The sequence below is a fragment of the Diaphorobacter sp. HDW4B genome, from assembly GCF_011305535.1.
Taxonomy (GTDB): domain Bacteria; phylum Pseudomonadota; class Gammaproteobacteria; order Burkholderiales; family Burkholderiaceae_C; genus Diaphorobacter_A.
Window position 1 is genome coordinate 4,381,244 of record NZ_CP049905.1, and the last position, 24,375, is coordinate 4,405,618.

The following is a 24,375-nucleotide window of genomic DNA, read 5'->3' on the forward strand; positions in this document are numbered from 1 at the left end:
GGAGGGGATGAGCGAAAAGCAGTGGGGTCTTGAAAGCCGCTTGCGGCGCAGGTTTCGCCACGATGTGGTGCAGCCCTGCACCATCCTGGCTCTTTCGACGCAATGGGCAACGACGCCACAACGCACCCGGTTGGCGTACGGAATCAGTGGATGTTCCGTTCAATGGCTGCGCTGGTCGCTACCATTGACCCATTGATCTGGGCAGTCAATGCCAAACAAAGCTCGAATGCTTGAGGGAACCTCAGAGGACTTATGGCAGAACTGTTGCTGTGGATTTTGAAATGGGGCATTCCCCTTGTCGTGATCATTTCCATCATGGAGGGGATTGGCCTGACGATCCTGGCCAAGCGCAGGGGCGAGCGGTATGACTGGATCGCCACCGGCATTTCGCTGTTCGACTTTCTGATCCGCGAGGTGGCACTGCGTCTTCTGATGCCGATGGTGATCTACGCGATACTTTTTTTCGCGTTGTACGAGCACCGCTTTTTCACGCTCAAGTTCGATGCGTGGTGGCATTGGTTGCTGGCGTTTTTCGTGGTCGAGTTTCTGTTTTACTGGTACCACCGGACCGTTCACCGCGTGCGTTGGTTCTGGTGCTCGCACTCGGTGCACCACTCGATGAAGCAGCTCAATCTGTCCGCTGCTGGCCGTTTTGGCTGGACCATGAACATCACGGGCATTCCGCTCTTTTATCTGCCGGCGCCGTTGTTTGGGGTCACGCCCGAGCTGGTGGTGGCCTTCACCAGCGCCAGCCTGTTCTATCAATTTTTTCTGCACAACACGTGGATGCCGCGCCTTGGGCCGCTGGAGTGGATATTGAACACACCGTCGGCGCACCGCGTCCACCACGGTGCCAATCTGGAGTATCTGGACGCCAACTACGGCGGTGTGCTGATCATCTTCGATCGCATGTTCGGCACGTTCATTCCCGAGCGCGACGACATCAAGCCGGACTACGGGTTGATCAAACAGGTCAAGCAGCACAACATCGTCGACATCGAGTTCGGTCGCTGGATCGAGCTGTTCCGCGACCTGTGGCGCAGCCGCTCGATCCGGCAATTCTTTGGCTATCTGCTGCGCCCGCCGGGATGGACTCCCGATGGGAAGGGCGAGACCACCGAAGAACTGCGCGCGCGGGCCGCGGCCTCCGAGGTCAAGCAATAAACAGCCTGGATGGAGACCGTTCCGAACACGGTCAGAACATGCTCTTCAGGATCACATCTGCCGTCACGCGGGAGTGCTTCTTGATGAGCTGCTCCATTTCTTCGGCGTCACCGCTTTTCATGACCGCCAGAATCTTCTCGTGAACGGAATTCACGTTCTTGGATTCAGGCGAGGATTCGATCCACACGCGCATCAATGGCTCGATCAACGCATGCAGTGAAGTGATCTGCGCGAGGATGCGCGGCGCGCGGCTGATGGCGCTGATCTTTTCGTGAAACTCGCGGTGCGCGGTGATCCACAGCGGCAGATCGTTCTGCACGGCACGCAGACGCGCGAGCAGCAGTTCCAGCTCCTGAATGTCGGAGGCGGTCGCCTTCTTCGCGGCCATGCCGGCGGCCAAGCCTTCGAGCACGGCGCGCATCTCGAAGATTTCCGAAACTTCTTCCTTGCTGAGCTTCTTGACCACCGCACCGCGATTGGTGCGCAGGCTGATCAGTCCCTCCGCCGAAAGACGCCGCAGCGCCTCGCGAATGGGCATGCGGCTCATGTCGAGCTCGGTGGCGATGTCTTCAGCCACAATGCGCGCGCCGGGCTCCAGCGTGCCCATGCGGATCGCATTCAGAAGGTATTGATAAGCCTCCTCTTGCGCGCTGACGTTGGACAGGTTCATGGTGTGAGGAATCTCGGACAACGGGTGCTGCACGCGCTGTCTTCTTTTTCTTGGTTTCTTGTGGATGGTGCGAGCTTTGGCGTTCGCGAGAAGATGCGCAAACATCAAGGCGCACATGTGATGCGATGCAATGTTTGCGGATCCGCGCGAGCGATTCTGATGGCTATGTTAACAAGCCATGGGCATGGTCGTGGCAACACCAACCACCCGGTTCTCCGTCACTCCGGAAAACCGTTCATCCCTTGTCGGAAGAGCGAGTAGCGGGAAACGTGGCAATCAGCCCGCTGCGCCTTGCGGCAACAGCCCTTGCGGGGTGGGTCCACCGGGCAAGGCATCGTCTCGCTTGGTGCCGCGCGGCGTGATGCGATGGACCTGCGCGGCGGCTGATTCGGCGTCCGTGGCCGTTGGCTCCGAGGTGGGCGATGCCTCGCTCTTGGCCGCTGTGCCGGCCCGCCCTGCAAGCTCTTCGCTCACGGCGGTCATCTCGGCTTGCAGGCGGCGCACGCGGTCGCGGTACATGGTGGCGAGCGCTGCGTGGTGTTCTGCGGCGCTTTCGTGTTCCAGTGCGGCCATACGGGCTTCTTCCAGACCGTTCTGGATGCGACGCATGTAGACGATGGTGGGGTTCATGAAGCGCTGGAACATGATGGTTTCTCCTCGGTGGCAACGAAGGGGCGGCACACCGTGCTTCCTATGATGACGCGCTCCGGCGGGTTTGGCGTCAGACGAATTCCCTACTTGCTGCGCGTAATGGTTATTCACAAAGCGTGCATGAGTAAGGATGTTGCAAATCGCTCAAAATGTTGCATTTGTTGATCCCCAGATCGACAGCGCTGGTCGGAAATGCGGGGCTTGTCGCTCGCCAAAACGGTCAGTTCGATTTACTGACAGAATCTTTGCATCATGAGTCTGATTCAAGCTTTGCCGGACGGTCCGCTGGACATCATCGGCGACATCCACGGCGAGTTTTCCGCGCTGATCCAACTGCTCCACCATCTGGGCTACGACACCGATGGCCACCATCCCGACGGCCGCACGCTGGTGTTCGTGGGCGACTTCTGCGATCGCGGCCCCGACAGTCCCGCCGTGCTGGCGCTGGCCCAGCGGCTGATCGAATCGGGCCGCGCCGTCGCGGTTCTCGGCAATCATGAAATCAATCTGTTGCGCGAAGATGTCAAGGACGGCTCGGGCTGGTTTTTTGACGAGCGCATCGAACGCGACAACGCCAAGTACGCGCCATATCACCGCCCGGACGCCGCGCAGCGCGAAGGCATTGTGCGATTGCTCAGTGGTCTGCCGATTGCGCTGGAGCGTGCCGATCTGCGTGTGATTCATGCGGCATGGCAGCCCGAGCAGATTGCGATGGCGCGCGCGCTGCCCATGGGTTCTGTGCGCAGCGAATACGACCACTGGGAAGACGAGGCCGCGCGTCAGGCGCATGCCTCGCACCTCGAAGACCGCATGAAGGCCGAGCGCGTGCTGTGGCCGCATGATCTGGAAGATGGCGACAAGAAGCCGCCGTTCCTCGCCGCGCATGCAGAGAACGAATCCAACAAGCAGATGCTCAACCCGCTCAAGGTGCTGACCTCGGGCGTGGAACGCAAGGGCAGCGATCCGTTCTTTGCAGGCGGCAAGTGGCGCTTTGTAGAGCGCGTGGGCTGGTGGGACGAGTACGCTGATTGCACGCCGGTTGTCGTGGGCCACTACTGGCGGCGCGTGCATCCCATCGATCGTGCGCAGTTGGGCAAGGGCGATCAGGACCTGTTCAAAGACATCGCACCGCTGGCCTGGCATGGCCTGCATGGCAATGTGTTCTGTGTCGACTACTCGGTCGGCGCGCGTTGGACGGCGCGTTTGAGAAGCAAACCGCCGGAGCGCGATTTCAAACTGGCCGCATTGCGCTGGCCCGAGCGCGTTCTGCAGTTCGATGATGGCGTTGCCTTGCCGACGGAAGGCTTTGGCGAAGCCATGGCGTCGTTGACCGACAAGGTCTGAGCCGAACCGCAGGCGCTCTCGCGGTATCCGACCTCTCCAACACTCTCCAACGAAAAAGTCCCATCACATGGGATGGGGCTTGGAATGGTCTGCTGCGTGCAGGTGTCTATGGCGTCTATGGTGTCTATGACCTGCGGCGACGCAGCGCTGCCGCGCCTGCCAGTAGTCCGGAAAGAAGCACAAGACCGACATGACCGAGCGCCGGCACTGGCGTGGCGGTCACCACGGGTGTGGTGCTGCTGACCGTGATCGTCACGGTCACGGGATCGGAATCGACCATGGGTGCGGCCTTGGTGCGCGCCGATTTACTGCTGTCGTAGCTGGCGATGTAGGTAAAGGTGTCCGTGCCCTCGAACTTCGCTTTGGGAGTGTAGACAAAGCTGCCATCGGCATTCAGCGTCAGTGTGCCGTTGGCGGGCGGCGTGACGACGGAGGCCGTCAGCTTCGCGCCGACCGGACCGGTGTCGTTGGCTAGCACGCCGGGCGCGGAGATCGTCAGCGTTTCACCTGACTTGGTCTTGTAGCTATCTCCGCCGCCCACCGGCTTGCCTGGCGTGCCGACGGTGATCGCGACGGTCGCCGCAGCTGAGGCTCCGGCTGCGTCGCTGATGGTGTAGGTGAATCGGTCGATCCCGCTGAAGCCGCTGTTGGCGACATAGACAAAGCTGCCATCCGCATTCAGTGTGAGGCTGCCGTTGCCCGGCTGCGTGGCGACGGTGGCTTTGCCGCTGGTGGCAAGGTCATTGATCAACACGCCCGGCGCGGCCTGATTGAGAGCGACGCCTGCCGTGGCGCTGTAGCTGTCGTCGAGTGCGCTGGGCACCACGTTGAAGACGACCTTGGCGACATTGGAGTTGCCCGATGTGCTGCTGTTGACGTGGTAGGTGAAGCTTTCCGGGCCGGTGTAGCTGCCCGTGGATGTATAGGTGAAATTGCCATCGGGCTGGAGGCTCAGCATGCCATGCAGGACGTTGGTGTCGAGCACGGCCGTGTTGCCAGGTGCCGCGCCATCGTTGGTCAGCACGTTGCCTGTCAGCGGCTTCTGCGCGGGGATGTTGCCGAAGTTGTCATCCGTGGCGGTGGGCGGCGGAAGAATCCAGGAGATGGCCGCGGTCTTGCTGAGCGGTCCGGTGGCTGCGGTCACGGTATCGGTGCCCATGGCTGCACCGGTGTAGCAGAACTGGGCCTCCCCCGCGCTGTCGGTCGAGGGCTGGATTGCAGCGGGGCTGTTCACGCCAGCGGCACCCAGACTCATGGCCAGATTCACGATGGGCTGCGACTGGCTGTCCACCATCTTGGCCACGACGCATTGCTGCAGGTTCACGGTCTGCGTGGCGGTTGCGGGCGTCAAGGTGAGTGTGGGTGCGTTGGCTCCGCTGTCCTGAAGCCACAGCACGGTCGATGTGGCGGACTTGCCACCGCTCGACAGCGTCAGCGTGTCCTTGCCCGCTGCGGTGCTGGTGTAGCAATACGGGGCCTGTCCTGCCGCATTGGTGTAGACGCTGTTCAGGCTGGTGTTCGCGCCGCTGGTGGCCACATCCACCTTGATGCTGGAAAGCGGTTGATTGCTGCTGTCGGTGACCAGCGCGGTCACGCAGTGTTGGGTTCCCACCCAGCGGCTCACGTTGTCGGAAGGGGTGAGCTTGATGTCGTTGATCGCAGTGATGGGCGAGAAGTTCATCCCGGCGGTGTAGCCGTAGGAATTGACATTGGTGAACCCGTACATGTTGACGCCCACGCCGACATTCGACTGCACGCGGAAACTGCCCGGTTGTACCGTTTGATTGACGTAGAAAAAATCCTGCTGAGCGCTGAGTGTGAAGTCACTGGCCGCGATGACCTGACCGTTGACTGAAACCACAGGTGGTACGCTGCTGCCCGGGGTGACGGGTGCGACGATGCTCAGGTAGTTGCGCGTGAAGAGCGGGCTGGTGGGGTTCGAGTCGGCGGTGGCGATGGTGTAGTCACTCAGGTACTGGTCCGAGGGCGAGATCAGTTGCATGAATGGGTCGCCGTTCGACCTGGTTGTATCGTCGAAGGGACTGTCCACGTTGCCGCTCACGGCGTACTGCATCACGAGACTGGGCTTGCTGGTGCTGATCGACTTGGCGGTGGCTGCCGAAGCTTCAAAAAATTTGCCTGCAGCCAAGGTGGCGAGCAAGGCTCCGTCGATTCTGACCTCGGTGCCATCCTGATCGGCCACTACGCGGTAGATGTAGCTGGCTCGGCTCTGCATGGGCGACATGAAGAAGGACTTGCCCCAGGTCGTGGTCGGTGGAATCTGTTCGTAGAGATGGTCGCAGTAGTGTGTGTCGACTGGCACCTCGGCACATTTGGCACCCGAGAAAACGGCGACGGGCTTGTTCGACGTGATCAGGGATCCGGTCAGGTCCGATTTGTTGATGCGGGCCGAATCGCCGGAGTACACCTGCACGACCTGCCCTCGGACCAGTGGCGTTGAGAAGCTGAATCCGGGAGCATATTCGACGCCGACAGTGTCCTGTGAATAGGTTGATGGTGTGACCGAGACCGTCGTGCCATCTTCGGTGGCGACAACCATCAGGAACGATGGGTGGCGTATGGTGCCTCCGAGGCTGATGGGTGCTCCCGGATAGGCCACGGCGCGGTACGTGGTGCCCAGAGCCGTGACGGGAAATGCGAGCACCGCGTCGGCGGAGGCGGCTTTGAGCGACAGTCCGTAGACCGACACGTCCTGATCGGCCTGAACCCGCAGCGTCTTTTTGCCCGCCAGCATACTGGTGGACACCTCGAAGTCGTCCGACAAGGTGGGGGTATTGGCGAGGACGACACGCGTGACCTGATTGGGCTGCGTGGTGAAGGGTGTCTTGGCACCGGTTGCCTCGAAGGTGATGGTGCCGGAGGCCGCGACTTTGCTGGAAATGAACAGGCTCAGATTGTCGGCGCCGTTTTGGTTTTTGCTGAACGCCACGTAGAAGTCCCTCCCTTCGGAGGACCCGGCCTGTGCATGTGCCGTGGTGTGCCCCACGCAAAGAGCAAGACTGGCAGCGAGCAATGCGCTCGGACGAGCGAAACGTTTCAGGAATGCGGACAGAACTGACACGTGAAGACCCTCCGGATGGAATATTTAAGACATTAACTATTGATATTGGCTATCGACTTTATTAATACGATATATGCAAACGTAATGAAAATTAAATAGTTTTTGTCAATAGTTAAAAACACGTCACAAAAGTGAGGGTGGTCATGGCTGTGTCATGAAATGCGACAGGACGAGGCCTCTCACTACAATCCCCGCATCTCCACGCACGGACCACCATCGCCCGTCACCCCATGGCCCCCGAACGACTTTCAGGAAAAAGCCTGCCGCGCGAATCCGACCCACAAGAGGCCGGGTTGCCGGAGGACGAGGCGCATTCGCAAAGCGCGGTGGACGAGGCCGTGTGGATGGACGTCATCCAGAAAATGGACGAGGTCTACTCGCAGCTCATCGAAGACGAGGTGGAGCTGGAGAAGAAGAACGCCGAGTTGGAGCAGTCGCAGCAGTTCGTGTTCAGCGTCATCTCGGCGATGTCGGATGTGCTGGTGGTGTGCGATGCGCACGGCCGCATCGAGCAGACCAATGCGGCGCTCAACGATCTGGTGGGGCGCAGCGAAGAGGCTTTGCGCGGCACGCCGCTGGTCGATCTGCTGGCTGATGCGGACAGCGTGGAACGCGTGCGCCAGGTGCTGATGCAGACCCGCGCGCAGCGCAGCGGCCAAGTATTGGAACTGCAGTTGCTGGATGCGTCCGGTGCCAGCGTGCCGGTGGATGCGAACTGCACGCCGCGCATCGATCACAACGGTCGGCATGTCGGCACCGTGCTGGTGGGGCGGCCGACGGCGGAACTCAAGCGCGCTTATCAGGAACTGCGCAGCGCGCACGAGGCCTTGAAGCGCGCTCAGCAGCAGCTCATCCATTCGGAGAAGATGGCTTCGCTCGGGCGGCTGGTGGCCGGTGTGGCGCATGAACTCAACAACCCGATCAGCTTTGTGCTGGGCAATGTGCACGCACTGGATCGCTACACGCAGCGGCTGCGCACTTATCTGGAGGCCGTGCACGCGCAGGAGCCGCCCGCGCAGTTGGAGGCGATGCGCAAGAAGCTGCGCATCGATCACATGCTGGCCGATCTGCCATCGCTGATCGAGGGCACGATGGAGGGCGCGCAGCGCACGACCGACATCGTCAACGGCCTCAAGCGTTTTTCTGCGATGGACCCGGATGCGCGCGTCAGCGTCGACCTGGCCGAGGTGGCCGAGCGCGCCATCCACTGGATTCACAAGGGCGTGACCACCGCGTTCGAAGTGCATTGGGACGAGCGCACGCCGTGCCAGGTTTCGGGCAGCGGCGGGCAGTTGCAGCAGGTGATGATGAATCTGCTGCAGAACGCGCTCGATGCGGTCGCTTCCACGCAGCAGATGCCGGAGTTGCATGTGTCGATCACCAAGTCGCAGACGCACGCGTTCTTCACGTTGCGCGACAACGGCCCCGGCATTGCGGACGTGCATCTCTCGCGCATCTTCGATCCGTTCTTCACCACCAAGCCGGTGGGCAAGGGCACGGGGCTGGGGCTGTCGATCAGCTACGGCATCGTCGAGCAGCATGGCGGCACGTTGTCCGCGCGCAATGCACCGCAGGGTGGCGGCGCGGAGTTCGTGATCGAGTTGCCGCTCGCGCCAACAGCCACACCAACTGACATGCCAACTTCCACGTCAACCGATTGAAGGTGGAAGCTTGCCTTCCACTTGCGCGGGCAAGTTGGATGGCAGGTTGGCGAATCACCCTCCAAAAAGCCTTCAGGGTTAACGCGAAGTCCGAGGCGTTTGATTTGACGCAAGTGCCGGATAAAACGCGCGCAAGCCCGTATCACAACACATCATTTCGGATCGTGAAAAGCTGGACGAAAGACATGTGCAACCGCACATGAGAGCTGGCCCACCAATTGCATTGACATCGGCAGATACGTCCAAATAACAGGAGACGACCCCGATGGAAACGTTTTATGAGGTGATGCGCCGCCAGGGCATCTCCCGCCGCAGCTTTCTCAAATATTGCTCGCTCACGGCCACGTCGCTGGGTCTGGGCGCATCGTTCGTTCCGCAGATCGCCCACGCCATGGAAACCAAGCCGCGCACGCCCGTGCTGTGGCTGCATGGTCTGGAGTGCACCTGCTGCTCGGAATCGTTCATCCGTTCCGCGCACCCGCTTGCCAAGGACGTGGTGCTGTCGATGATCTCGCTCGACTACGACGACACGCTGATGGCCGCCGCAGGGCATCAGGCCGAGGCCATCCTCGAAGAGATCATGACCAAGTACAAGGGCAATTACATCCTCGCGGTGGAGGGCAATCCGCCGCTCAATCAGGATGGCATGAGCTGCTTTCAGTCGGGCAAGCCCTTCATCGAAAAGCTCAAGCACGTGGCCAAGGATGCCAAGGCCATCATCAGTTGGGGCTCGTGCGCGAGTTGGGGCTGTGTGCAGGCCGCCAAGCCCAATCCGACGGGCGCTACGCCAATCCACAAGGTCATCTTCGACAAGCCCATCATCAAGGTGCCGGGCTGCCCGCCAATTGCCGAGGTGATGACCGGCGTGATCACCTACATGCTCACGTTTGACCGCATGCCGGAGCTCGACCGCCAGGGCCGCCCGAAGATGTTCTACAGCCAGCGCATTCACGACAAGTGCTACCGTCGTCCGCATTTCGACGCGGGCCAGTTTGTGGAATCGTTCGACGACGAATCCGCGCGCAAGGGTTACTGCCTCTACAAGGTCGGCTGCAAGGGACCGACCACGTACAACGCCTGCGCCACCACGCGCTGGAACGAAGGCACGAGCTTCCCGATCCAGTCGGGCCACGGCTGCATCGGCTGCTCGGAAGACGGCTTCTGGGACAAGGGTTCGTTCTACAACCGCCTGACCGACATCCACCAGTTCGGCATCGAAGCCAACGCCGACCAGGTGGGCGGCTACGCCGCCGGAGCCGTGGGTGCGGCCGTGGCGGCGCACGCGGCGGTATCGGCCATCAAGCGTGCTGCGCACAAGCAGGATGACCAGCGCAGCGCGGTGGACACCCACTGAACGCACAACGACAAGAACAATCAAGGAAGAACCAAATGGGTGCCATCGAAACTCAGGGCTTCAAGCTCGACAACACGGGCCGTCGCATCGTCGTCGATCCGGTCACGCGCATCGAAGGTCACATGCGCTGCGAGGTGAACGTCGATTCCAACAATGTGATCCGCAATGCGGTCTCTACCGGAACGATGTGGCGCGGTCTCGAAGTGATTCTCAAGGGTCGCGATCCGCGCGATGCGTGGGCGTTCGTCGAGCGCATCTGCGGCGTGTGCACGGGCTGCCACGCGCTCACCTCGGTGCGCGCGGTGGAAGATGCGCTTGGCATCACCATTCCGAAGAACGCTTACCTGATCCGCGAGATCATGGCCAAGACGCTGCAGGTGCACGACCACGTCGTTCACTTCTATCACCTGCATGCGCTGGACTGGGTGGACGTGGTCTCGGCTCTCAAGGCCGATCCCAGGAAGACGTCGGAGCTGCAGCAGATGGTCTCGCCTGCGCATCCGCTCTCGTCGCCCGGCTATTTCCGCGACATTCAAAATCGCCTGAAGAAGTTTGTGGAAAGCGGCCAGCTCGGTCCTTTCATGAACGGTTACTGGGGCAGCAAGGCTTATGTGCTGCCGCCCGAAGCCAACTTGATGGCGGTGACGCATTACCTCGAAGCGCTCGACTTGCAGAAGGAATGGGTGAAGGTGCACACAATCTTCGGCGGCAAGAACCCGCATCCGAACTACCTCGTGGGCGGCGTGCCTTGCGCGATCAACATCGACGGCACCGGCGCATCCGGCGCGCCGATCAACATCGAGCGACTGAACTTTGTCGAAGCGCGCATCCGCGAAATGATCGAGTTCAACAAGAACGTCTATCTGCCCGATGTGCTGGCGATCGGGACCTTGTACAAGAACGCGGGTTGGCTGTATGGCGGCGGCTTGGCTGCCACCAACGTGATGGATTACGGGACCTACGAAAAGGTCATGGGGAGAAGCGAAACCCAGCAACTGCCGGGCGGCGCGATTCTGGATGGCGACTGGAGCAAGATCCACGCAGTGGACGTGCGCGATCCGGAGCAGGTGCAGGAATTCGTGGCGCACAGCTGGTACAAGTACGCCGACGAAACCAAGGGCCTGCACCCTTGGGATGGCGTGACCGAGCCGAACTTCGAACTCGGCGACAAGACCAAGGGCTCACGCACCAACATCGAAGAGATCGATGAAAGCGCCAAGTATTCGTGGATCAAGTCACCGCGCTGGCGCGGCCATGCCATGGAGGTGGGGCCACTGTCGCGCTACATCCTCGGTTATGCGCACGCCTTGCAAGGCAACCAATACAGCCAGCGCGTGAAGGAGCAGATCGACTCCGCCGCCGCTGCGATCAACAGCGGTATCCCGAAGGCGCTTGGCCTGCCCGAAACGCAGTTGACACCCAAGCAGATGCTGCCTTCGACGATTGGCCGTACCTTGGCACGCGCATTGGAATCGCAGTATTGCGGCGAGATGATGCTGGACGACTACAAGGAGCTTATCGCCAACATCAAGGCGGGCGACACGAGCACGGCCAATGTGGAGAAATGGGACCCTTCGACCTGGCCCAAGGAAGCCAAGGGCGTGGGCACGGTGGCCGCACCACGCGGGGCTTTGGGGCATTGGATTCGCATCAAGGATGGGCGCATCGAGAACTACCAGTGCGTGGTGCCTACGACCTGGAATGGCAGTCCTCGGGATGCGAAGAATCAAATCGGGGCGTTTGAAGCGAGTTTGTTGAATACGCCGATGGTGAATCCGGAGCAGCCTGTGGAGATTCTGCGGACCTTGCATTCGTTCGATCCTTGCTTGGCTTGTTCTACGCATGTGATGAGTCCGGATGGGGCGGAGCTGGCGAAGGTCACTGTGCGGTGACGGCGCTGTTTGTTTGAGTTTTGCTGGCCGGGAGTTCCGCCCGGCGGCGGAGTCACTTTTTGCTTGCGCGCAAAAAGTAACCAAAAACGCGCTTTTGAATACCTCCGGCAGAACTCACTTCGCGCTTCGCGCTCCGTTCGGGCAACCGCCGGAAGTCAGTTGGGAAGAGGTGTGTTTCGGCACTTCGCGTTGCTCGTGCCTGCCTCTCGCGACTTCGCGAGATGTTTGTGGTCGGTGGGAATTTGTTGGGAAGAGAAGGAATGGTTATGTCGTTCAATAAAACGGTTTCGCGTGGTGCTGCGTTGCTTGCATTGGCTATGGTTGCGGGCGTTGCGCAGGCTCATCCAGGTCATGGTGAAGAAGGTTTTGCTTCGGGGCTGGTGCATCCGTTCATGGGGCTGGATCACTTGCTGGCGATGGTGGCGGTCGGTACATGGTCGTGCCTGGCGCTGCCTTCGGAAAAGCGCGTGGCTGGGCCACTGGTGTTTCTGGCGATGTTGGCGGCGGGGGCGTTGTTGGCTCCGGTGGTCAATGTGAGCATGGTGGGTGTGGAAATCGGTGTGGCGCTGAGCGTTGCGCTGTTCGGTGCGCTGATGCTGCTCGGGCGCAATCTGAACAGTTTTGCGGGGCTCTCCATCGTGGGCGCTGCGGCGCTGCTGCATGGCATTGCGCATGGCAACGATCTGATGACGGGCGAGCCTGCGATGACGATGATCGGCGGCATGTTGCTTGGTTCGGCGTTGCTGCACGGCGCGGGTTATGCCGTGGGTACGCAACTGCTGAACGCGCCGCGTTGGGTGAATCGTGCGATGGCTGCGGGGCTGGGGGTTTCCGGTCTGGCGCTGTTGGCTACGCGCTTCTGACACGCACAAGAAGACAAGAACTCAAGGAGACAAGCCATGACGCAAGCGGTTCAGAGCAGGGCGACGGCAGACAAGCTTTCCGGCGAGGAGCGGCGTGATGCGGCGGAGCTGGCGAGCAGTAAGTCGCTCAAGTCGGTCTACGTGTACGAGGCGCCCGTGCGTCTGTGGCACTGGGTGAATGCGCTGGCGATCACGGTGTTGTGCGTGACGGGGTACTTCATCGGATCACCGTTGCCCACGCAGCCGGGCGAGGCGATTCACAACTATCTGATGGGCTATATCCGCTTTGCGCATTTTGCGGCGGGCTATGTGCTGGCAGTCGGTCTGCTTGGTCGCATTTATTGGGCCATCGTGGGCAATCACCATGCGCGTGAGTTGTTCTGGGTGCCGCTGTTCACGCGTTCGTTCTGGAAGGAAGTGCTGGGCATGCTCAAGTGGTATGCGTTTCTTACCGAGCGTCCCGGCAAGTATGTGGGGCACAACCCGCTGGCGCGCATGGCGATGTTCTTTGGGTTTCTGCTGCTCACGCTGTTCATGGTGGTCACCGGCTTTGCGCTGTATGCCGAAGGTGCGCAGCGCGATTCGTGGCAGGACAAGATGTTTGGCTGGGTGATTCCGCTGTTCGGCCAGTCGCAGGACGTGCACACCTGGCACCACCTCGGCATGTGGGCGCTGATCTGCTTTGTGATCCTGCATGTGTATGCGGCGATTCGTGAAGACATCATGGGCCGCTCCAGCGTGGTGAGCACGATGGTGTCCGGCCATCGAACATTCAAAGACTGATCATGGTTGAGTCAAACGATACTCCGACGATCTGCGTGCTCGGCATCGGCAATGTGCTGTGGGCCGATGAGGGATTTGGCGTGCGCTGCATCGAGGCGCTGCAGCAGCGCTGGCAGTTTGCCGATCATGTGCAGCTCATCGATGGTGGCACGCAGGGGCTGTATCTGGTGCAGTTTGTGCAGGCCGCTTCGCATCTGTTGATCTTCGACGCGGTGGACTACGGACTGGAACCCGGCACGCTGCATTGCGTGGCCGACGAAGAGGTGCCCAAGTTCATGGGTGCGAAGAAGATGAGTCTGCACCAGACGGGCTTTCAGGAAGTGCTGGCGCTTGCGCAGTTGACTGAGCGCTATCCGCAGAAGGTGCTGCTCATCGGTTGCCAGCCCGAAGAACTCGAAGACTACGGCGGCAGTTTGCGCCCCGTGGTTCGTGCGGCGATGGACGAGGCGCTCGCCAAGGGCATTGCTGTATTGAAGGAGTGGGGGGGCGACCCGCAGGTGCGCACCAAGCCGCTCGACACGCGCGAAGCGGTGACGTTTGCGGAGCTGGGCCTCGTGCGCTACGAAACCGAGCGCCCCGACGCCGAGGCCGCATGCCGCCAGGGCGACGAGCGCTTCATGCCTTGATTGTGTGAGAGCGAAAGAAAAGTATGTGCATTGGAATTCCCATGCAGGTGGAGTCGGTCACTCCCGGTCTTGCTCTGTGCCTGAGCCGGGGCGCGATCCAGCAGGTGCGCACGGTGCTGGTGGGCGACGACATTGCGCCGGGCGATTGGCTGCTGGTGTTTCTGGACAGCGCCATCGAGGTGATCGATGCGCAGCGCGCGCGCGAAATCAATGCCACGTTGAAGCTGCTGGAGCTGTGCACGGAAGCCGATGTGTCGCAGACCGAGGCAGCATTTGCGCTGCCTTCCAGCATGAGCCGCGACGAGCTTATTGCGCTTTCGTCATCGCATTGAAGAAATCGACAAAAAAACAAACATGACTACAAAATTTGAAACCGCTCCCGATGACGTGATCATCAGCACGCCGATTGCACGGCCCGCTTCGCATCCCGTCGTGGATGCGGACGCGCCGCCGCCTGCGCATGCACCGCTGGTGTGTCGATTGGCAGAGTCCCAAAGCGCCGCATGGGTGGACGAGGACAGCATCGAAGCCTGGTCGCAATTGGGTGGTGACCGTGTGGTGCTGCTCGCTGGCGATCCGGTGCGCTTTCCGCAAGGACTGGATGTGGCCGCGGTGTTGCCCGAGCTGCGCAAGTGCGCCGACAAGCCTTTCGAGTTGGCCGTGGTGCCGCGCGCGAGCGAGGATCGCATCGCCAAGCGTTATGGCGCAAACCACTGGCCCACTTTGCTGTTTCTGCGCGAAGGCAAGTATGTGACCACTATTGGCGGAATGCACGACTGGCAGCCCTATTTGAGCGCGGTGAACGCGGCCTTGCAGATGCCTACGTCGCGTGCACCGACCGTGGGAATTCCTGTCGTGGGTGCGGGTGCGTCCACGACCTCTTCGTGCCACTGACATCCAAAGGAAACGCAAGATGATGGATTTTCCAATTCCGGTGCGCGTGGTGGGTGCGGGCAGTCATGTCGAAGAAGACGAGCTGGTCTACATGGCCATGCCGCAGGGCATGGAAACCTTCCGTGCGCCCATCCTGCCCGAGCCCGAAGAGATTGCTGCGCACGGTGCGGCCAAGGCGGCATTGCAGGCAGTGGAGCGTGCGCTGGCCGAAGTGCTGGCCGACGGCGAGAACCGTTCCGTGACCTTGGCGGACCTGTCTGCCGAAGATCGCGCGTTGGTGAACTCGGTGTTGGGCGAGGGCGAGGTAAGTGCTTGCGTGCAGGCGCAATCGGGTGAAGATCGCACGGTGCAGATTCAGGAATCCGTCTACGCGGGCATCTGGCGCGTGCTGCACATGCAGGGCGATGTGGTGGTGCTCGACACGGTGGAGATCGGCACGATTCCGCGCGTTCTTGAAGATGTGGCACACCAGGATGTGCGCGAGACGATGGAGCGCTGGTCCGGTCCCTTGCCGCCCAATGTGCAGAACGCTCCGCTGCTGCTTGGCGAGATCGAAGACCAGTTCACGACATGGCAAGCGGGGCAGGCGGCTTACGTGGTCAATCTCACGCTGCTGCCCATGTCGAACGAGGACATCGGCTTCATGGACCACCATCTCGGCACGGGTCGCGTGCTGATTCTGTCGCGTGGGTATGGCAACTGCCGCATCACCAATTGTCGTGTGCCCAACACTTGGCGTGTGGTGTATTACAACTCTCAGGACATCGTGATCCTGAATACGGTGGAAATCGGTGCACTGCCCGACGTGGCGCGCGCCGCGCGCGAGGATCTGGAAGACACGCAGCATCGCTTTCGCGAAGTGCTCGCATGGCTGGAGGACGGGCAATGAGTGCAGACGCGAACGAAGCACACACTTCCCGTTTTGAAGGCAGCTATCTTGGCGAGGCTGCGCGCCTGCCGAAAAACGCGCGGCTGGAGTGCAAGATTTGTTGGTGGGTCTACGACCCCGCGGTGGGTGATCCGGTCTGGCAGATAGAGCCCGGAGTGCCATTCGCGGAGCTGCCTGAACATTGGCGTTGCCCCGAATGTGACGGCGATGCAGAACAGTTTATGGTGCTGTCCGAGAATGCTTGAGGCACTGGCCTGCACACCCCCAAACGCGCACGCGCTCAAGCAGCGCGTGGCGGATCTGCAGGCCTGCTTTGTTCACATCGCGAAGACCCGCATGCAAGGCGTTGCCTTGTTGAACCCATCGCTGCGCGTGCGCGCGGTGGAGTTTCAAGTCATGGAGGGTGACGCTTGCGCGATGGGGGTGCTGGTCACGCCTTGGTTCATGAATCTGCTGTGCCTGCCTTTGGCGCGCAGCGATGAACCCGAGCGCGTGGGGCAGCAGCGCATTCGGCAAATCGGTGGTACGGATTTTGCGTTTCTCGGCATGCACGAGGAGCAGGGCGTGGGCAGCTTCGAGGCCTGTTCGCTGTTTTCTCCGATGTTCGAATTTCAGGATGCCGTGGCGGCGGAAAGCACCGCACAGCACGTATTGGAAATGCTGCGCAGGCAGGAGGCGAGGGGGCCTACGCCTGCGCGTTTGTCCGTGTCTGCAGAAAAGCAGTTGGTGAAGAACGGGTCAGTGGCGGCGCAGTCTGCGCCCACGAGACGCTCTTTTTTCTTGGGTCGATCTTCCGCCGGGAGTGGCAGCAATGTTTGATGCGTCGATGGCTTTGGCTGGTGAGTTGACGGTGCGCCCCGGCATGGCGATGCCCGACAACCTGCGCAGCAGTCGCCCCGCGTGGGTGAACTCGCTCGCTCCCGGCAGCCAGGCGGCGCAATTGCCGATGCTGCTGGCAAGCGTGTTCAGCAACTGCGCGGAGGCGCATCGGATTTGCTCGCAATGGGCCTGCGATGCCGCGCGCGGCAAAAGCGACCAACCACAGAATTTGGCGTTGACACGTCTGCACGCGGAGACGCTGCGCGAGCATCTGCGTCGCATTGCGCTTGATTGGCCGGGCCGGTTGATGTCCGGCGCAGAAGGTGCGCGCAGCCAGTTGCAGGCGATGAAGTGCCTGCGTGAAGCGCCTGTGCTGGCCGGTCGTCCGCTCGATGAGTGGATCAAGGGCATGCCGTCGCTGCTGCCGTGGATCGAGCAGAGTTGGCTGGGCATGTCGGCCAAGGCCTGGATCAGTTGCTGGCAGCGCGATGCGCATGAGTGGCTGATGCTGTGGAGCGAGGAATCCGACAGCTGGCTGGCGCGCCTGATGCGCGAGGTACGCGATGCAGCGGACAAGGAAGCCTGCTGTGCGCCCGCGCTGCGAGTGCATGACAGCGAACACGAGCTGGCCTTGTTTGCACAGCAGTTGCAGGCTGGCGAGACCACGGGCCAGGAACCAAGCTGGCGCGGCATCAGCGCCGAAACGGGCTGCTGGACGCGGCTTGCCGAAGAGGCTCCTTCGATGTATCGCACACCGTGGTTGAAGATGGGCGCGCGTATTGCAGAAGTGGCGCAACTTTCCGTTCAAGGGCGTGAAGCGAAGCACTTGCAGGGCGGCAGCGTGCGGCTGGACAAGGGCCACGGTCTTGCATGGATCGAGATGGCGCGCGGCGTGCTGGTGCACCGCGTGGAGCTTGACGGGGAGCGCGTGGCGCGCTGCGACGTGGTGGCTCCCACCGAGTGGAATTTTCATCCGCAAGGAGCGGTGGCAAGAACGCTGGAATCGCAAAAATGGGGCTCCAACGACCATATCATCGCCCTGATGACCGCCTACGACCCTTGTGTGAATTACCGCATCGAAACCCAACGCCACCGCACCGAGGTGATGCATGCATGAAGCCAGCCTGGCCGGTGGCGTGCTGCGCGTGGTGGAACAAGCCGCAGCCACAGAAGGCTTTGCACGCGTGACGATGCTGCGTCTCGAAGTTGGCCAACTGGCGGGTGTGGAAATGCGCGCCCTGCAATTTGCGCTGGAGTCGATTGCGCCGGGCACGCTGCTCGCCAGCGCACGCATCGAGTATGTGGAATTGCCCGGCGTGGCCTGGTGTCTGCCTTGCGGCCAGCGCTCGCCATTGGCAAGGCGCGGCGAGGCGTGCGTGCATTGTGGTGGTTATCAGTTGCAGCCCGTCGAAGGCACGGAATTCCGAGTTTCGGAAATGCTCGTCGAAGATGAATAGACAAGACAGCAAAGCGTTCAGCAAAGAGATTTTTCAAGGAGTACAGCCATGTGTGTAGTTTGCGGATGCAGCGATGCAGGAGCTTCGCAAGGCCACGCCCAGCCACATGCTCACGAGCATTCCCACGATCACGGCCATGCCCACACGCGTGAGCATCAGCATGCACATGCGCATCAGCCCACGCAGGCGGCAGGTGAACAGGATGGCGAGCTGCATTACGGACGCGGTGCCGCGCGCGTGAGCGTGCCCGGCCTGAGCCAGGAGCGCGCGCTGCGCATCGAGACCGACATCCTCGGCGAGAACAACCGCATTGCGCGACGCAACCGCGCGCATTTCGAGGCGCACGGCGTGACCGCGCTGAATCTGGTGTCCAGTCCCGGTTCGGGAAAAACGACGTTGCTGTGCGCCACCATCAAGGCGATGCGTGCGCGTCATGCGGACATGGACATCAGCGTGATCGAGGGCGATCAGCAGACCAGCTTCGACGCCGACCGCATACGCGAAACCGGCGTGCCCGCGATTCAGGTGAACACCGGCAAGGGCTGTCATCTGGATGCGCCCATGGTGGCCGAGGCCTTCAACCGGCTGCATACGCACGGCCATGGTCACGACCATCAGGGCCTGCTGTTCATAGAGAACGTGGGCAACCTCGTGTGCCCTGCGATGTGGGATCTGGGCGAGGCGGCGAAGGTGGCGATTCTCTCGGTGACCGAGGGCGAAGACAAGCCGCTCAAATACCCCGACATGTTTGCCGCTGCGCAGCTCATGCTGCTCAACAAGGTGGACCTGCTGCCGCATGTGAACTTCAATGTCGAGCGCTGCATCGAACTGGCGCGGCGCGTGAATCCGGGCATTCAGATTCTTCAGGTATCGGCAACGACAGGTGAGGGGTTGGATGCGTGGCTGCACTGGATCGAACATGCGATGGGAGCCGAGCACGAACACGGTCATGTTCACCATCACGGCCACCACCATCATCACGAGGCCGCGCAATGACCACGCCGGTGCTCGCGCTGGGCGCGTGGCTCAAGAATCGTGCGTGCTGGGTGGATGGCGAGGCAGTGCACTGGTCCGTGCTGCATGGCGATCTGCGCGATGTGGTGGCCTGCACGGCGTTGGAAGCGTCTGCGCGTGAACTCGTGGAGCAGCATGGCAGGCCTTTGGCCATTGCGCACGATCTGCATCCTGACTTTCACAGCACACGGCTTGCGCAGTCCTTGGCGGCCGAGTGGGACATTCCCGCCGTCGGCGTGCAGCACCACCACGCGCACATTGCCGGGGTGATGGCGGAGTTTGGCTGCAGCGGCTCGGTGATCGGTCTGGCGCTCGATGGCGTCGGGTTGGGCGCCGACGGCACGGCTTGGGGCGGCGAATTGCTGCATGTGAGTCCCAACGGGTTCGAGCGGCTCGGTCATCTTTGGCCGCTGGCCTTGCCCGGTGGCGATGTGGCGGCGCGCGAGCCGTGGCGCATGTTGGCATCTGCGCTGCATGCGATGGGGCGCGGCGATGAGATCGTCGCGCGCTCGCGTGCGATGGTGGGCGAGTCCGGCGCGCGCATGATTCAAAGTCTGCTGGATCGCCAACTGCTCAGCCCGATGACGACCAGTGCCGGGCGCTGGTTCGACGCGGCTGCGGCTGCGCTGGGTCTGGCACCCAAACAGCAGGCTGAGGCCGAAGCAGCGATTGCGCTGGAGACTGCTGCAACGCAGTTCAAACAAGCCATTCCAACGGATCGCGCGCAGATTACTGCAACGCGCGAAGGCGTGCTCGACGTGCGCCCGCTCGTGGCCGAGTTGCTGAATGCGCGGACGGACGAGCAAGCCGTGTCGGAGGCTGCTGCATGGTTTCATCAGGCGCTGGCCGATGGTCTGGCGAACTGGGCTGCGAACGCGGCGGACCGTCATGGTTGCAGCACTGTCGTGCTCAGTGGCGGCTGTTTTTTTAATGAGTTGCTCAAGCGTCGCGTGCAGTTGCAGCTTGCGTTGCGCGGGCTGCGGGTGTTGTTGCCGCAATCGCATTCCTGCGGCGACGCGGGCATTGCGCTGGGGCAGGCGTGGGTTGCGGCGCGGCAGTTGCCGGTGCCGCAAAGGAACGAAAAGGAAGTCGTATGTGCCTAGCCATTCCGGCGCGGATTGTGGAAATTCTGCAGGACGCGCGAGCCGTGGTCGATCTGGGCGGCATTCGCAAGAGCATCGACGTTTCGCTGGTCGGCGATGTGGCGCTCGATGAATATGTCGTCGTGCATGTGGGCTTCGCCATTGGCCGCATCGACCCCGAAGAGGCTGCGCGCACGCTGGCGCTGTTTGCCGAATTGAGCGAAAGCGAAAAAGAGAAAGCGCGGGCCGAGGCATGAAATACATAGACGAATTTCGCGATGGCGAACTGGCGCGGCAGATTGCGGTGCGCATCGCGGCAGAAGCCAAGCCTGAGCGCAACTACAGCTTCATGGAGTTCTGCGGCGGCCACACGCATGCGATCTCGCGCTATGGCGTGGACAGTCTGCTGCCCGCCAACGTGCGCATGGTGCACGGCCCCGGCTGCCCCGTGTGCGTGCTGCCGATTGGCCGCATCGACATGGCGATCCGACTCGCGCTGGAGCACGATGCCATCGTCTGCTGCTACGGCGATACGCTGCGTGTGCCCGCTTCCGACGGCCTCTCGCTGATGAAGGCGAAGGCGCGCGGTGGCGACATCCGCATGGTCTATTCACCGTCCGATGCGCTCGCCATCGCGCGCGACAATCCGGCGCGCGAAGTGGTGTTCTTCGCCATCGGATTCGAGACCACCACGCCGCCCACCGCCGCCGCGATTCGCAGTGCGCAGCAGCAGGGATTGAAGAACTTCAGCGTGCTGTGCTGCCATGTGCTCACGCCCGCGGCGATTGCGCATGTGCTCAATTCGCCCGAAGTGAAAAAATACGGCACTGTGCCGATCGACGGCTTTGTCGGTCCGGCGCATGTGAGCATCGTGATCGGCTCTGCGCCTTATGAACCGTTCGCGCAGGAATACATGAAGCCGGTGGTGATCGCAGGCTTTGAACCGCTCGATGTGATGCAGGCGATTCTGATGTTGATCCGCCAGGTCAACGAAGGTCGCGCCGAGGTCGAGAACGAATTCACGCGTGCCGTCACGCGCGATGGCAACTGGATCGCCATCGATCTGATGGACGAGATATTCGAGCTGCGCGCGGCGTTTGAATGGCGTGGTCTGGGCGAGGTGCCTCTGTCCGCATTGCGCATCTGTGGCAAGTATGCCCAGTTCGATGCGGAGCGCCGTTTTCCGCTTGAATACGCCCCCGTTGCCGACAACAAGGCCTGCGAATGCGGTGCGATTCTGCGCGGCGTGAAGCGGCCCACGGATTGCAAGATTTTCGGCACGGTGTGCACGCCCGAGAACCCGGTCGGCTCGTGCATGGTGTCCAGCGAAGGCGCATGTGCCGCGCATTATTCGTATGGTCGATTCAGGAGCATTCCTGTGGTGGCAGAGACAGTGACAGAGGCGGCAGCATGAGCGACAACGTGATGGATGAAGCAGTCACCGCGAGCACGGTGAAGAAGAGCTACGTGCGTCCTCTCGATTTCAAGAACGGCCGGGTGGACATGAACCACGGCGCGGGCGGGCGGGCCGCCTCGCAACTCATCGAGGAACTGTTCGTCAAGGCGTTCGACAACGAACTGCTCAGGCAGGGCAACGACGGCGCGGTGTTTGCACCGCCCGCGTTGCCTGCGGGCGCAAGGCTGGTGATGGCGACGGACGCGCATGTGGTCTCGCCATTGTTTTTCCCGGGTGGTGACGTGGGTTGCCTGTCGGTGCACGGCACGGTCAACGATCTGGCCATGTCGGGCGCGAAGCCGCTGTACCTGACGGCGAGCTTCATCCTTGAAGAAGGCTTTGCGCTGGCCGATCTCAAACGCGTGGTCGAGTCCATGGCCGCTGCCGCGCGGGACGCGGGCGTGCCCATCGTGACCGGCGACACCAAGGTGGTCGAGCGCGGCAAGGGCGATGGTGTGTTCATCAGCACCACGGGCTTGGGTGTGGTTGCTCCGGACGTCGATATCGGCGGTGCGAACGCGCGTGCGGGCGATGTGATCTTGCTGTCGGGCACCGTGGGCGAGCATGGCGTGGCCGTGCTGTCGCAGCGCGAATCGCTGCAGTTCGAGACCAGCATTGCATCCGACACCGCCGCATTGCATGAACTGGTGGCGGCCATGCTCGCCGCTGCGCCCGGCGCGGTGCGCGTGCTGCGCGATCCCACGCGTGGAGGCTTGGCCACCACGCTCAACGAAATCGCGCGCCAGTCGGGCGTGGGCATGGTGCTGGAGGAAGCCCAGATTCCCGTGCTGCCGCAGGTCGATGCGGCGTGCGAATTGCTGGGCCTCGATCCGCTCTACATCGCCAACGAAGGCAAGCTGATTGCGGTCTGCGCGCCCGAGCAGGCAGCCGCCGTGCTGGCGGCGATGCGCGCGCATCCGCTGGGAGCGAAGGCCGAGCGCATCGGCGTGGTGACCGAAGATCCGCACCACTTCGTGCAGATGAACACGCGCTTTGGTGGTCGCCGCATGGTCGATTGGTTGAGCGGCGAGCAACTGCCTCGCATCTGTTGAAGTCTTGCTTGCGCTGCGCGTTGATTACAATCGGTTGCATTGGCCTGATGGCCTGGAAATGAACACTTTCGGCAGTCATCGCGCATGCAGCAGCTTTTTTCGACACAACGGTTGGCAAGTCTTCTCCATCGCATGAAGAAGCAGGGCTGCGCACCATGCTGATGGACGATCTGCCGGACCTGCCCACCGTGCTGGTGGTGGACGACGAGGTGCGCTCGCAGGATGCGATCCGGCGCACGCTCGATGAAGATTTTCAGGTGCTCACGGCCGGCGGCGCGGACGAGGCGCGCGTGCATTTCGAGCGCCAGAGCATTCAGGTGATTCTGTGCGACCAGCGCATGCCGGGCGTCACCGGTGTGGAGTTTCTGAAAGAAGTGCGCGAGCGCTGGCCCGACACGGTGCGCATCGTGATCTCGGGCTACACCGATTCGCAGGACATCATCGCGGGCATCAACGACGCGGGCATCTACCAGTACATCCTCAAGCCGTGGGTGCCCGACCATCTGCTGCGCACCGTGCGCGACGCCGTCGATGCGCAGGGCCTGCAGCGCGGCATGAGCCAGCTCGACATGGAGCTGCGCACCAGCACGCCGCAACTGCGCCAGCGCATGCAGGCCAAGCTGGAGCAGGCGCGCAGCGTGTTCGACTTCGACCGCATCGAGCGCGGTGCAGGCAGTCCGCTCAACGCCGTGTGCGCGATGGCCGAGAAGGTCGCGCGCTACGACCTGTCGGTGCTGGTGTTGGGCGAATCGGGCGTGGGCAAGGAGCTGATCGCGCGTGCGATTCACTACGCCAGCCCACGCGCGTCGGGCGCTTTCGTGGTCGAAAACTGTGCAGCGATTCCCGACACGCTGATCGAATCCGAACTGTTCGGCTACCGGCGTGGCGCATTCACGGGCGCCTATGAAGACCGCCCAGGCCTGTTCCAACGTGCGAGCGGCGGCACGCTTTTTCTCGATGAAATCGGTGAGACCTCGCCCGCATTTCAGGTGCGTTTGCTGCGCGCCTTGCAGGAAGGCGAAGTGCGGCCGATTGGCGCGCAGCGGCCCGTTTCAGTGAACGTGCGCGTGATTGCCGCCACGCACCGCGACCTGGAGCAGCGCGTGCGCGAAGGGCTGTTCCGCGAGGACTTGTATTACCGCATCTCGGGCATCAGCCTGACCGTGCCGCCGCTGCGCGAACGCAGTGGCGACATCGAATCGATTGCGACCAAGCTGGTGCGTGAAGTGAGCCAGGAACTGGGCTGCCCCGGTGCCACGCTGAGCCGCGAGGCGCTGTCGTGCCTGATGACTTATCCATGGCCCGGCAATGTGCGCGAGTTGCGCAACGAAATTGCGCGTGCGATTGCGCTCAGCGATGGTGGCGAACTGCCTGCGACCGCGTTCTCCGCGCGCGTGCTGCAAGGCCAGACGGGGCGCGCTGCTGCGGCGTCATCGACGGGCGGAGCCACCTTGCCGCAGACCGGCACACTGGGTGACCGGCTCGACGCCATCGAGGCCATGGTGTTGCGCGAGACCTTGCTGAACCATCGTTGGAACAAGACGCGCGTAGCCAAGGAACTGGGCCTGTCGCGCGTGGGGCTGCGCGCCAAGATGCAGCGCTTTGGTTTGGAGAACTGATAG

Annotated in this window: 24 protein-coding genes; 21 read left to right on the plus strand and 3 right to left on the minus strand. The window is 61.9% G+C overall.

Translation table 11 applies throughout. The annotated features are described in order from the left end of the window. Window positions 1–252 precede the first annotated feature (252 nt). Window positions 253–1,164 (plus strand): sterol desaturase family protein, encoded by a 912-nt coding sequence (locus G7048_RS20100; protein WP_166069842.1) that lies wholly within the window; start codon window positions 253–255, stop codon window positions 1,162–1,164. A gap of 31 nt (window positions 1,165–1,195) precedes the next feature. Here the strand turns inward: G7048_RS20100 and G7048_RS20105 are convergent, their stop codons facing one another. Together G7048_RS20105 and G7048_RS20110 are read right to left on the minus strand one after the other, a co-directional pair. Then, the gene (locus G7048_RS20105; protein ID WP_240933044.1) at window positions 1,196–1,867 is read right to left on the minus strand and encodes a GntR family transcriptional regulator; all 672 of its coding nucleotides are present in this window, start codon (window positions 1,865–1,867) and stop codon (window positions 1,196–1,198) included. 243 nt (window positions 1,868–2,110) lie between these two features. Continuing rightward, on the minus strand, window positions 2,111–2,479 hold the full coding sequence (locus G7048_RS20110) for a hypothetical protein (protein ID WP_205750294.1): 369 nt from the start codon (window positions 2,477–2,479) through the stop codon (window positions 2,111–2,113). Window positions 2,480–2,737: 258 nt separating this feature from the next. On the opposite strand from G7048_RS20110, the gene G7048_RS20115 reads away from it, so the two are divergent. Then, the gene (locus G7048_RS20115) at window positions 2,738–3,829 is read left to right on the plus strand and encodes a metallophosphoesterase (protein ID WP_166069843.1); all 1,092 of its coding nucleotides are present in this window, start codon (window positions 2,738–2,740) and stop codon (window positions 3,827–3,829) included. Between the two features lie 124 nt (window positions 3,830–3,953). On the opposite strand, the gene G7048_RS20120 is transcribed toward G7048_RS20115, so the two are convergent. Further along, a complete protein-coding gene (locus tag G7048_RS20120; RefSeq protein WP_166069844.1) occupies window positions 3,954–6,779 on the minus strand; it encodes an IPTL-CTERM sorting domain-containing protein in 2,826 nt (941 codons plus the stop codon). A gap of 362 nt (window positions 6,780–7,141) precedes the next feature. On the opposite strand from G7048_RS20120, the gene G7048_RS20125 reads away from it, so the two are divergent. The 19 genes from G7048_RS20125 to G7048_RS20215 all read left to right on the plus strand — a co-directional run bounded on the left by G7048_RS20125 (window position 7,142) and on the right by G7048_RS20215 (window position 24,372). Beyond that, window positions 7,142–8,572: a sensor histidine kinase gene (locus G7048_RS20125; RefSeq protein ID WP_166069845.1), complete on the plus strand. Its 1,431-nt coding sequence runs from the start codon at window positions 7,142–7,144 to the stop codon at window positions 8,570–8,572. A 265-nt stretch (window positions 8,573–8,837) separates the two neighbouring features. Continuing rightward, window positions 8,838–9,926, plus strand: coding sequence for a hydrogenase small subunit (locus G7048_RS20130; protein ID WP_166069846.1), 1,089 nt, complete (start codon window positions 8,838–8,840; stop codon window positions 9,924–9,926). A gap of 35 nt (window positions 9,927–9,961) precedes the next feature. Beyond that, entirely contained in the window at window positions 9,962–11,818 is a 1,857-nt protein-coding gene (locus G7048_RS20135) for a nickel-dependent hydrogenase large subunit (RefSeq protein ID WP_166069847.1), read from the plus strand. 266 nt (window positions 11,819–12,084) lie between these two features. After that, window positions 12,085–12,681 carry a HupE/UreJ family protein gene (locus G7048_RS20140; RefSeq protein ID WP_166069848.1) on the plus strand — a complete coding sequence of 199 codons (597 nt, stop codon included), beginning with the start codon at window positions 12,085–12,087 and terminating at the stop codon, window positions 12,679–12,681. Between the two features lie 36 nt (window positions 12,682–12,717). After that, on the plus strand, window positions 12,718–13,464 hold the full coding sequence (cybH, locus tag G7048_RS20145; protein ID WP_166069849.1) for a Ni/Fe-hydrogenase, b-type cytochrome subunit: 747 nt from the start codon (window positions 12,718–12,720) through the stop codon (window positions 13,462–13,464). A gap of 2 nt (window positions 13,465–13,466) precedes the next feature. Beyond that, complete coding sequence (locus tag G7048_RS20150; RefSeq protein ID WP_166069850.1) at window positions 13,467–14,090, plus strand: HyaD/HybD family hydrogenase maturation endopeptidase; 624 nt, start codon at window positions 13,467–13,469, stop codon at window positions 14,088–14,090. Window positions 14,091–14,131: 41 nt separating this feature from the next. Continuing rightward, on the plus strand, window positions 14,132–14,422 hold the full coding sequence (locus G7048_RS20155; protein WP_371747572.1) for a HypC/HybG/HupF family hydrogenase formation chaperone: 291 nt from the start codon (window positions 14,132–14,134) through the stop codon (window positions 14,420–14,422). 22 nt (window positions 14,423–14,444) lie between these two features. Next, window positions 14,445–14,984 (plus strand): hydrogenase, encoded by a 540-nt coding sequence (locus G7048_RS20160; protein ID WP_166069852.1) that lies wholly within the window; start codon window positions 14,445–14,447, stop codon window positions 14,982–14,984. A gap of 19 nt (window positions 14,985–15,003) precedes the next feature. Continuing rightward, window positions 15,004–15,873 carry a hydrogenase expression/formation protein gene (locus tag G7048_RS20165; protein WP_166069853.1) on the plus strand — a complete coding sequence of 290 codons (870 nt, stop codon included), beginning with the start codon at window positions 15,004–15,006 and terminating at the stop codon, window positions 15,871–15,873. After that, window positions 15,870–16,118 carry a rubredoxin gene (locus tag G7048_RS20170; RefSeq protein ID WP_166069854.1) on the plus strand — a complete coding sequence of 83 codons (249 nt, stop codon included), beginning with the start codon at window positions 15,870–15,872 and terminating at the stop codon, window positions 16,116–16,118. Before G7048_RS20165 ends, G7048_RS20170 begins: the two co-directional genes overlap by 4 nt. Further along, window positions 16,111–16,692, plus strand: a complete 582-nt coding sequence (hybE, locus tag G7048_RS20175; protein ID WP_166069855.1) for a [NiFe]-hydrogenase assembly chaperone HybE — start codon at window positions 16,111–16,113, stop codon at window positions 16,690–16,692. Before G7048_RS20170 ends, hybE begins: the two co-directional genes overlap by 8 nt. After that, window positions 16,685–17,809 (plus strand): hydrogenase formation protein, encoded by a 1,125-nt coding sequence (locus G7048_RS20180; protein ID WP_166069856.1) that lies wholly within the window; start codon window positions 16,685–16,687, stop codon window positions 17,807–17,809. Before hybE ends, G7048_RS20180 begins: the two co-directional genes overlap by 8 nt. Next, window positions 17,802–18,149 (plus strand): hydrogenase maturation nickel metallochaperone HypA, encoded by a 348-nt coding sequence (locus G7048_RS20185; RefSeq protein ID WP_166069857.1) that lies wholly within the window; start codon window positions 17,802–17,804, stop codon window positions 18,147–18,149. Before G7048_RS20180 ends, G7048_RS20185 begins: the two co-directional genes overlap by 8 nt. A gap of 48 nt (window positions 18,150–18,197) precedes the next feature. After that, a complete protein-coding gene (gene hypB, locus G7048_RS20190; RefSeq protein WP_166069858.1) occupies window positions 18,198–19,145 on the plus strand; it encodes a hydrogenase nickel incorporation protein HypB in 948 nt (315 codons plus the stop codon). Then, entirely contained in the window at window positions 19,142–20,266 is a 1,125-nt protein-coding gene (locus tag G7048_RS20195; RefSeq protein WP_166069859.1) for a carbamoyltransferase HypF, read from the plus strand. Before hypB ends, G7048_RS20195 begins: the two co-directional genes overlap by 4 nt. Further along, window positions 20,257–20,502: a HypC/HybG/HupF family hydrogenase formation chaperone gene (locus G7048_RS20200; protein ID WP_166069860.1), complete on the plus strand. Its 246-nt coding sequence runs from the start codon at window positions 20,257–20,259 to the stop codon at window positions 20,500–20,502. Before G7048_RS20195 ends, G7048_RS20200 begins: the two co-directional genes overlap by 10 nt. Next, on the plus strand, window positions 20,499–21,659 hold the full coding sequence (hypD, locus tag G7048_RS20205; protein WP_166069861.1) for a hydrogenase formation protein HypD: 1,161 nt from the start codon (window positions 20,499–20,501) through the stop codon (window positions 21,657–21,659). Before G7048_RS20200 ends, hypD begins: the two co-directional genes overlap by 4 nt. Then, window positions 21,656–22,753 (plus strand): hydrogenase expression/formation protein HypE, encoded by a 1,098-nt coding sequence (gene hypE, locus G7048_RS20210; RefSeq protein WP_305793256.1) that lies wholly within the window; start codon window positions 21,656–21,658, stop codon window positions 22,751–22,753. Before hypD ends, hypE begins: the two co-directional genes overlap by 4 nt. A 155-nt stretch (window positions 22,754–22,908) precedes the next feature. After that, the gene (locus G7048_RS20215) at window positions 22,909–24,372 is read left to right on the plus strand and encodes a sigma-54-dependent transcriptional regulator (RefSeq protein WP_371747573.1); all 1,464 of its coding nucleotides are present in this window, start codon (window positions 22,909–22,911) and stop codon (window positions 24,370–24,372) included. Window positions 24,373–24,375 lie beyond the last annotated feature (3 nt).

Excerpts from the sequence above, each read along its gene's own strand:
- G7048_RS20100 (WP_166069842.1), top strand. The coding sequence starts at position 253 with ATGGCAGAACTGTTGCTGTGGATTTTGAAATGGGGCATTCCCCTTGTC.
- G7048_RS20110 (WP_205750294.1), bottom strand. The coding sequence starts at position 2,479 with ATGTTCCAGCGCTTCATGAACCCCACCATCGTCTACATGCGTCGCATC.
- G7048_RS20115 (WP_166069843.1), top strand. The coding sequence starts at position 2,738 with ATGAGTCTGATTCAAGCTTTGCCGGACGGTCCGCTGGACATCATCGGC.
- G7048_RS20125 (WP_166069845.1), top strand. The coding sequence starts at position 7,142 with ATGGCCCCCGAACGACTTTCAGGAAAAAGCCTGCCGCGCGAATCCGAC.
- G7048_RS20130 (WP_166069846.1), top strand. The coding sequence starts at position 8,838 with ATGGAAACGTTTTATGAGGTGATGCGCCGCCAGGGCATCTCCCGCCGC.
- G7048_RS20135 (WP_166069847.1), top strand. The coding sequence starts at position 9,962 with ATGGGTGCCATCGAAACTCAGGGCTTCAAGCTCGACAACACGGGCCGT.
- G7048_RS20140 (WP_166069848.1), top strand. The coding sequence starts at position 12,085 with ATGTCGTTCAATAAAACGGTTTCGCGTGGTGCTGCGTTGCTTGCATTG.
- cybH (WP_166069849.1), top strand. The coding sequence starts at position 12,718 with ATGACGCAAGCGGTTCAGAGCAGGGCGACGGCAGACAAGCTTTCCGGC.
- G7048_RS20150 (WP_166069850.1), top strand. The coding sequence starts at position 13,467 with ATGGTTGAGTCAAACGATACTCCGACGATCTGCGTGCTCGGCATCGGC.
- G7048_RS20155 (WP_371747572.1), top strand. The coding sequence starts at position 14,132 with ATGCAGGTGGAGTCGGTCACTCCCGGTCTTGCTCTGTGCCTGAGCCGG.
- G7048_RS20160 (WP_166069852.1), top strand. The coding sequence starts at position 14,445 with ATGACTACAAAATTTGAAACCGCTCCCGATGACGTGATCATCAGCACG.
- G7048_RS20165 (WP_166069853.1), top strand. The coding sequence starts at position 15,004 with ATGATGGATTTTCCAATTCCGGTGCGCGTGGTGGGTGCGGGCAGTCAT.
- G7048_RS20170 (WP_166069854.1), top strand. The coding sequence starts at position 15,870 with ATGAGTGCAGACGCGAACGAAGCACACACTTCCCGTTTTGAAGGCAGC.
- hybE (WP_166069855.1), top strand. The coding sequence starts at position 16,111 with ATGCTTGAGGCACTGGCCTGCACACCCCCAAACGCGCACGCGCTCAAG.
- G7048_RS20180 (WP_166069856.1), top strand. The coding sequence starts at position 16,685 with ATGTTTGATGCGTCGATGGCTTTGGCTGGTGAGTTGACGGTGCGCCCC.
- G7048_RS20185 (WP_166069857.1), top strand. The coding sequence starts at position 17,802 with ATGCATGAAGCCAGCCTGGCCGGTGGCGTGCTGCGCGTGGTGGAACAA.
- hypB (WP_166069858.1), top strand. The coding sequence starts at position 18,198 with ATGTGTGTAGTTTGCGGATGCAGCGATGCAGGAGCTTCGCAAGGCCAC.
- G7048_RS20195 (WP_166069859.1), top strand. The coding sequence starts at position 19,142 with ATGACCACGCCGGTGCTCGCGCTGGGCGCGTGGCTCAAGAATCGTGCG.
- G7048_RS20200 (WP_166069860.1), top strand. The coding sequence starts at position 20,257 with ATGTGCCTAGCCATTCCGGCGCGGATTGTGGAAATTCTGCAGGACGCG.
- hypD (WP_166069861.1), top strand. The coding sequence starts at position 20,499 with ATGAAATACATAGACGAATTTCGCGATGGCGAACTGGCGCGGCAGATT.
- hypE (WP_305793256.1), top strand. The coding sequence starts at position 21,656 with ATGAGCGACAACGTGATGGATGAAGCAGTCACCGCGAGCACGGTGAAG.
- G7048_RS20215 (WP_371747573.1), top strand. The coding sequence starts at position 22,909 with ATGCTGATGGACGATCTGCCGGACCTGCCCACCGTGCTGGTGGTGGAC.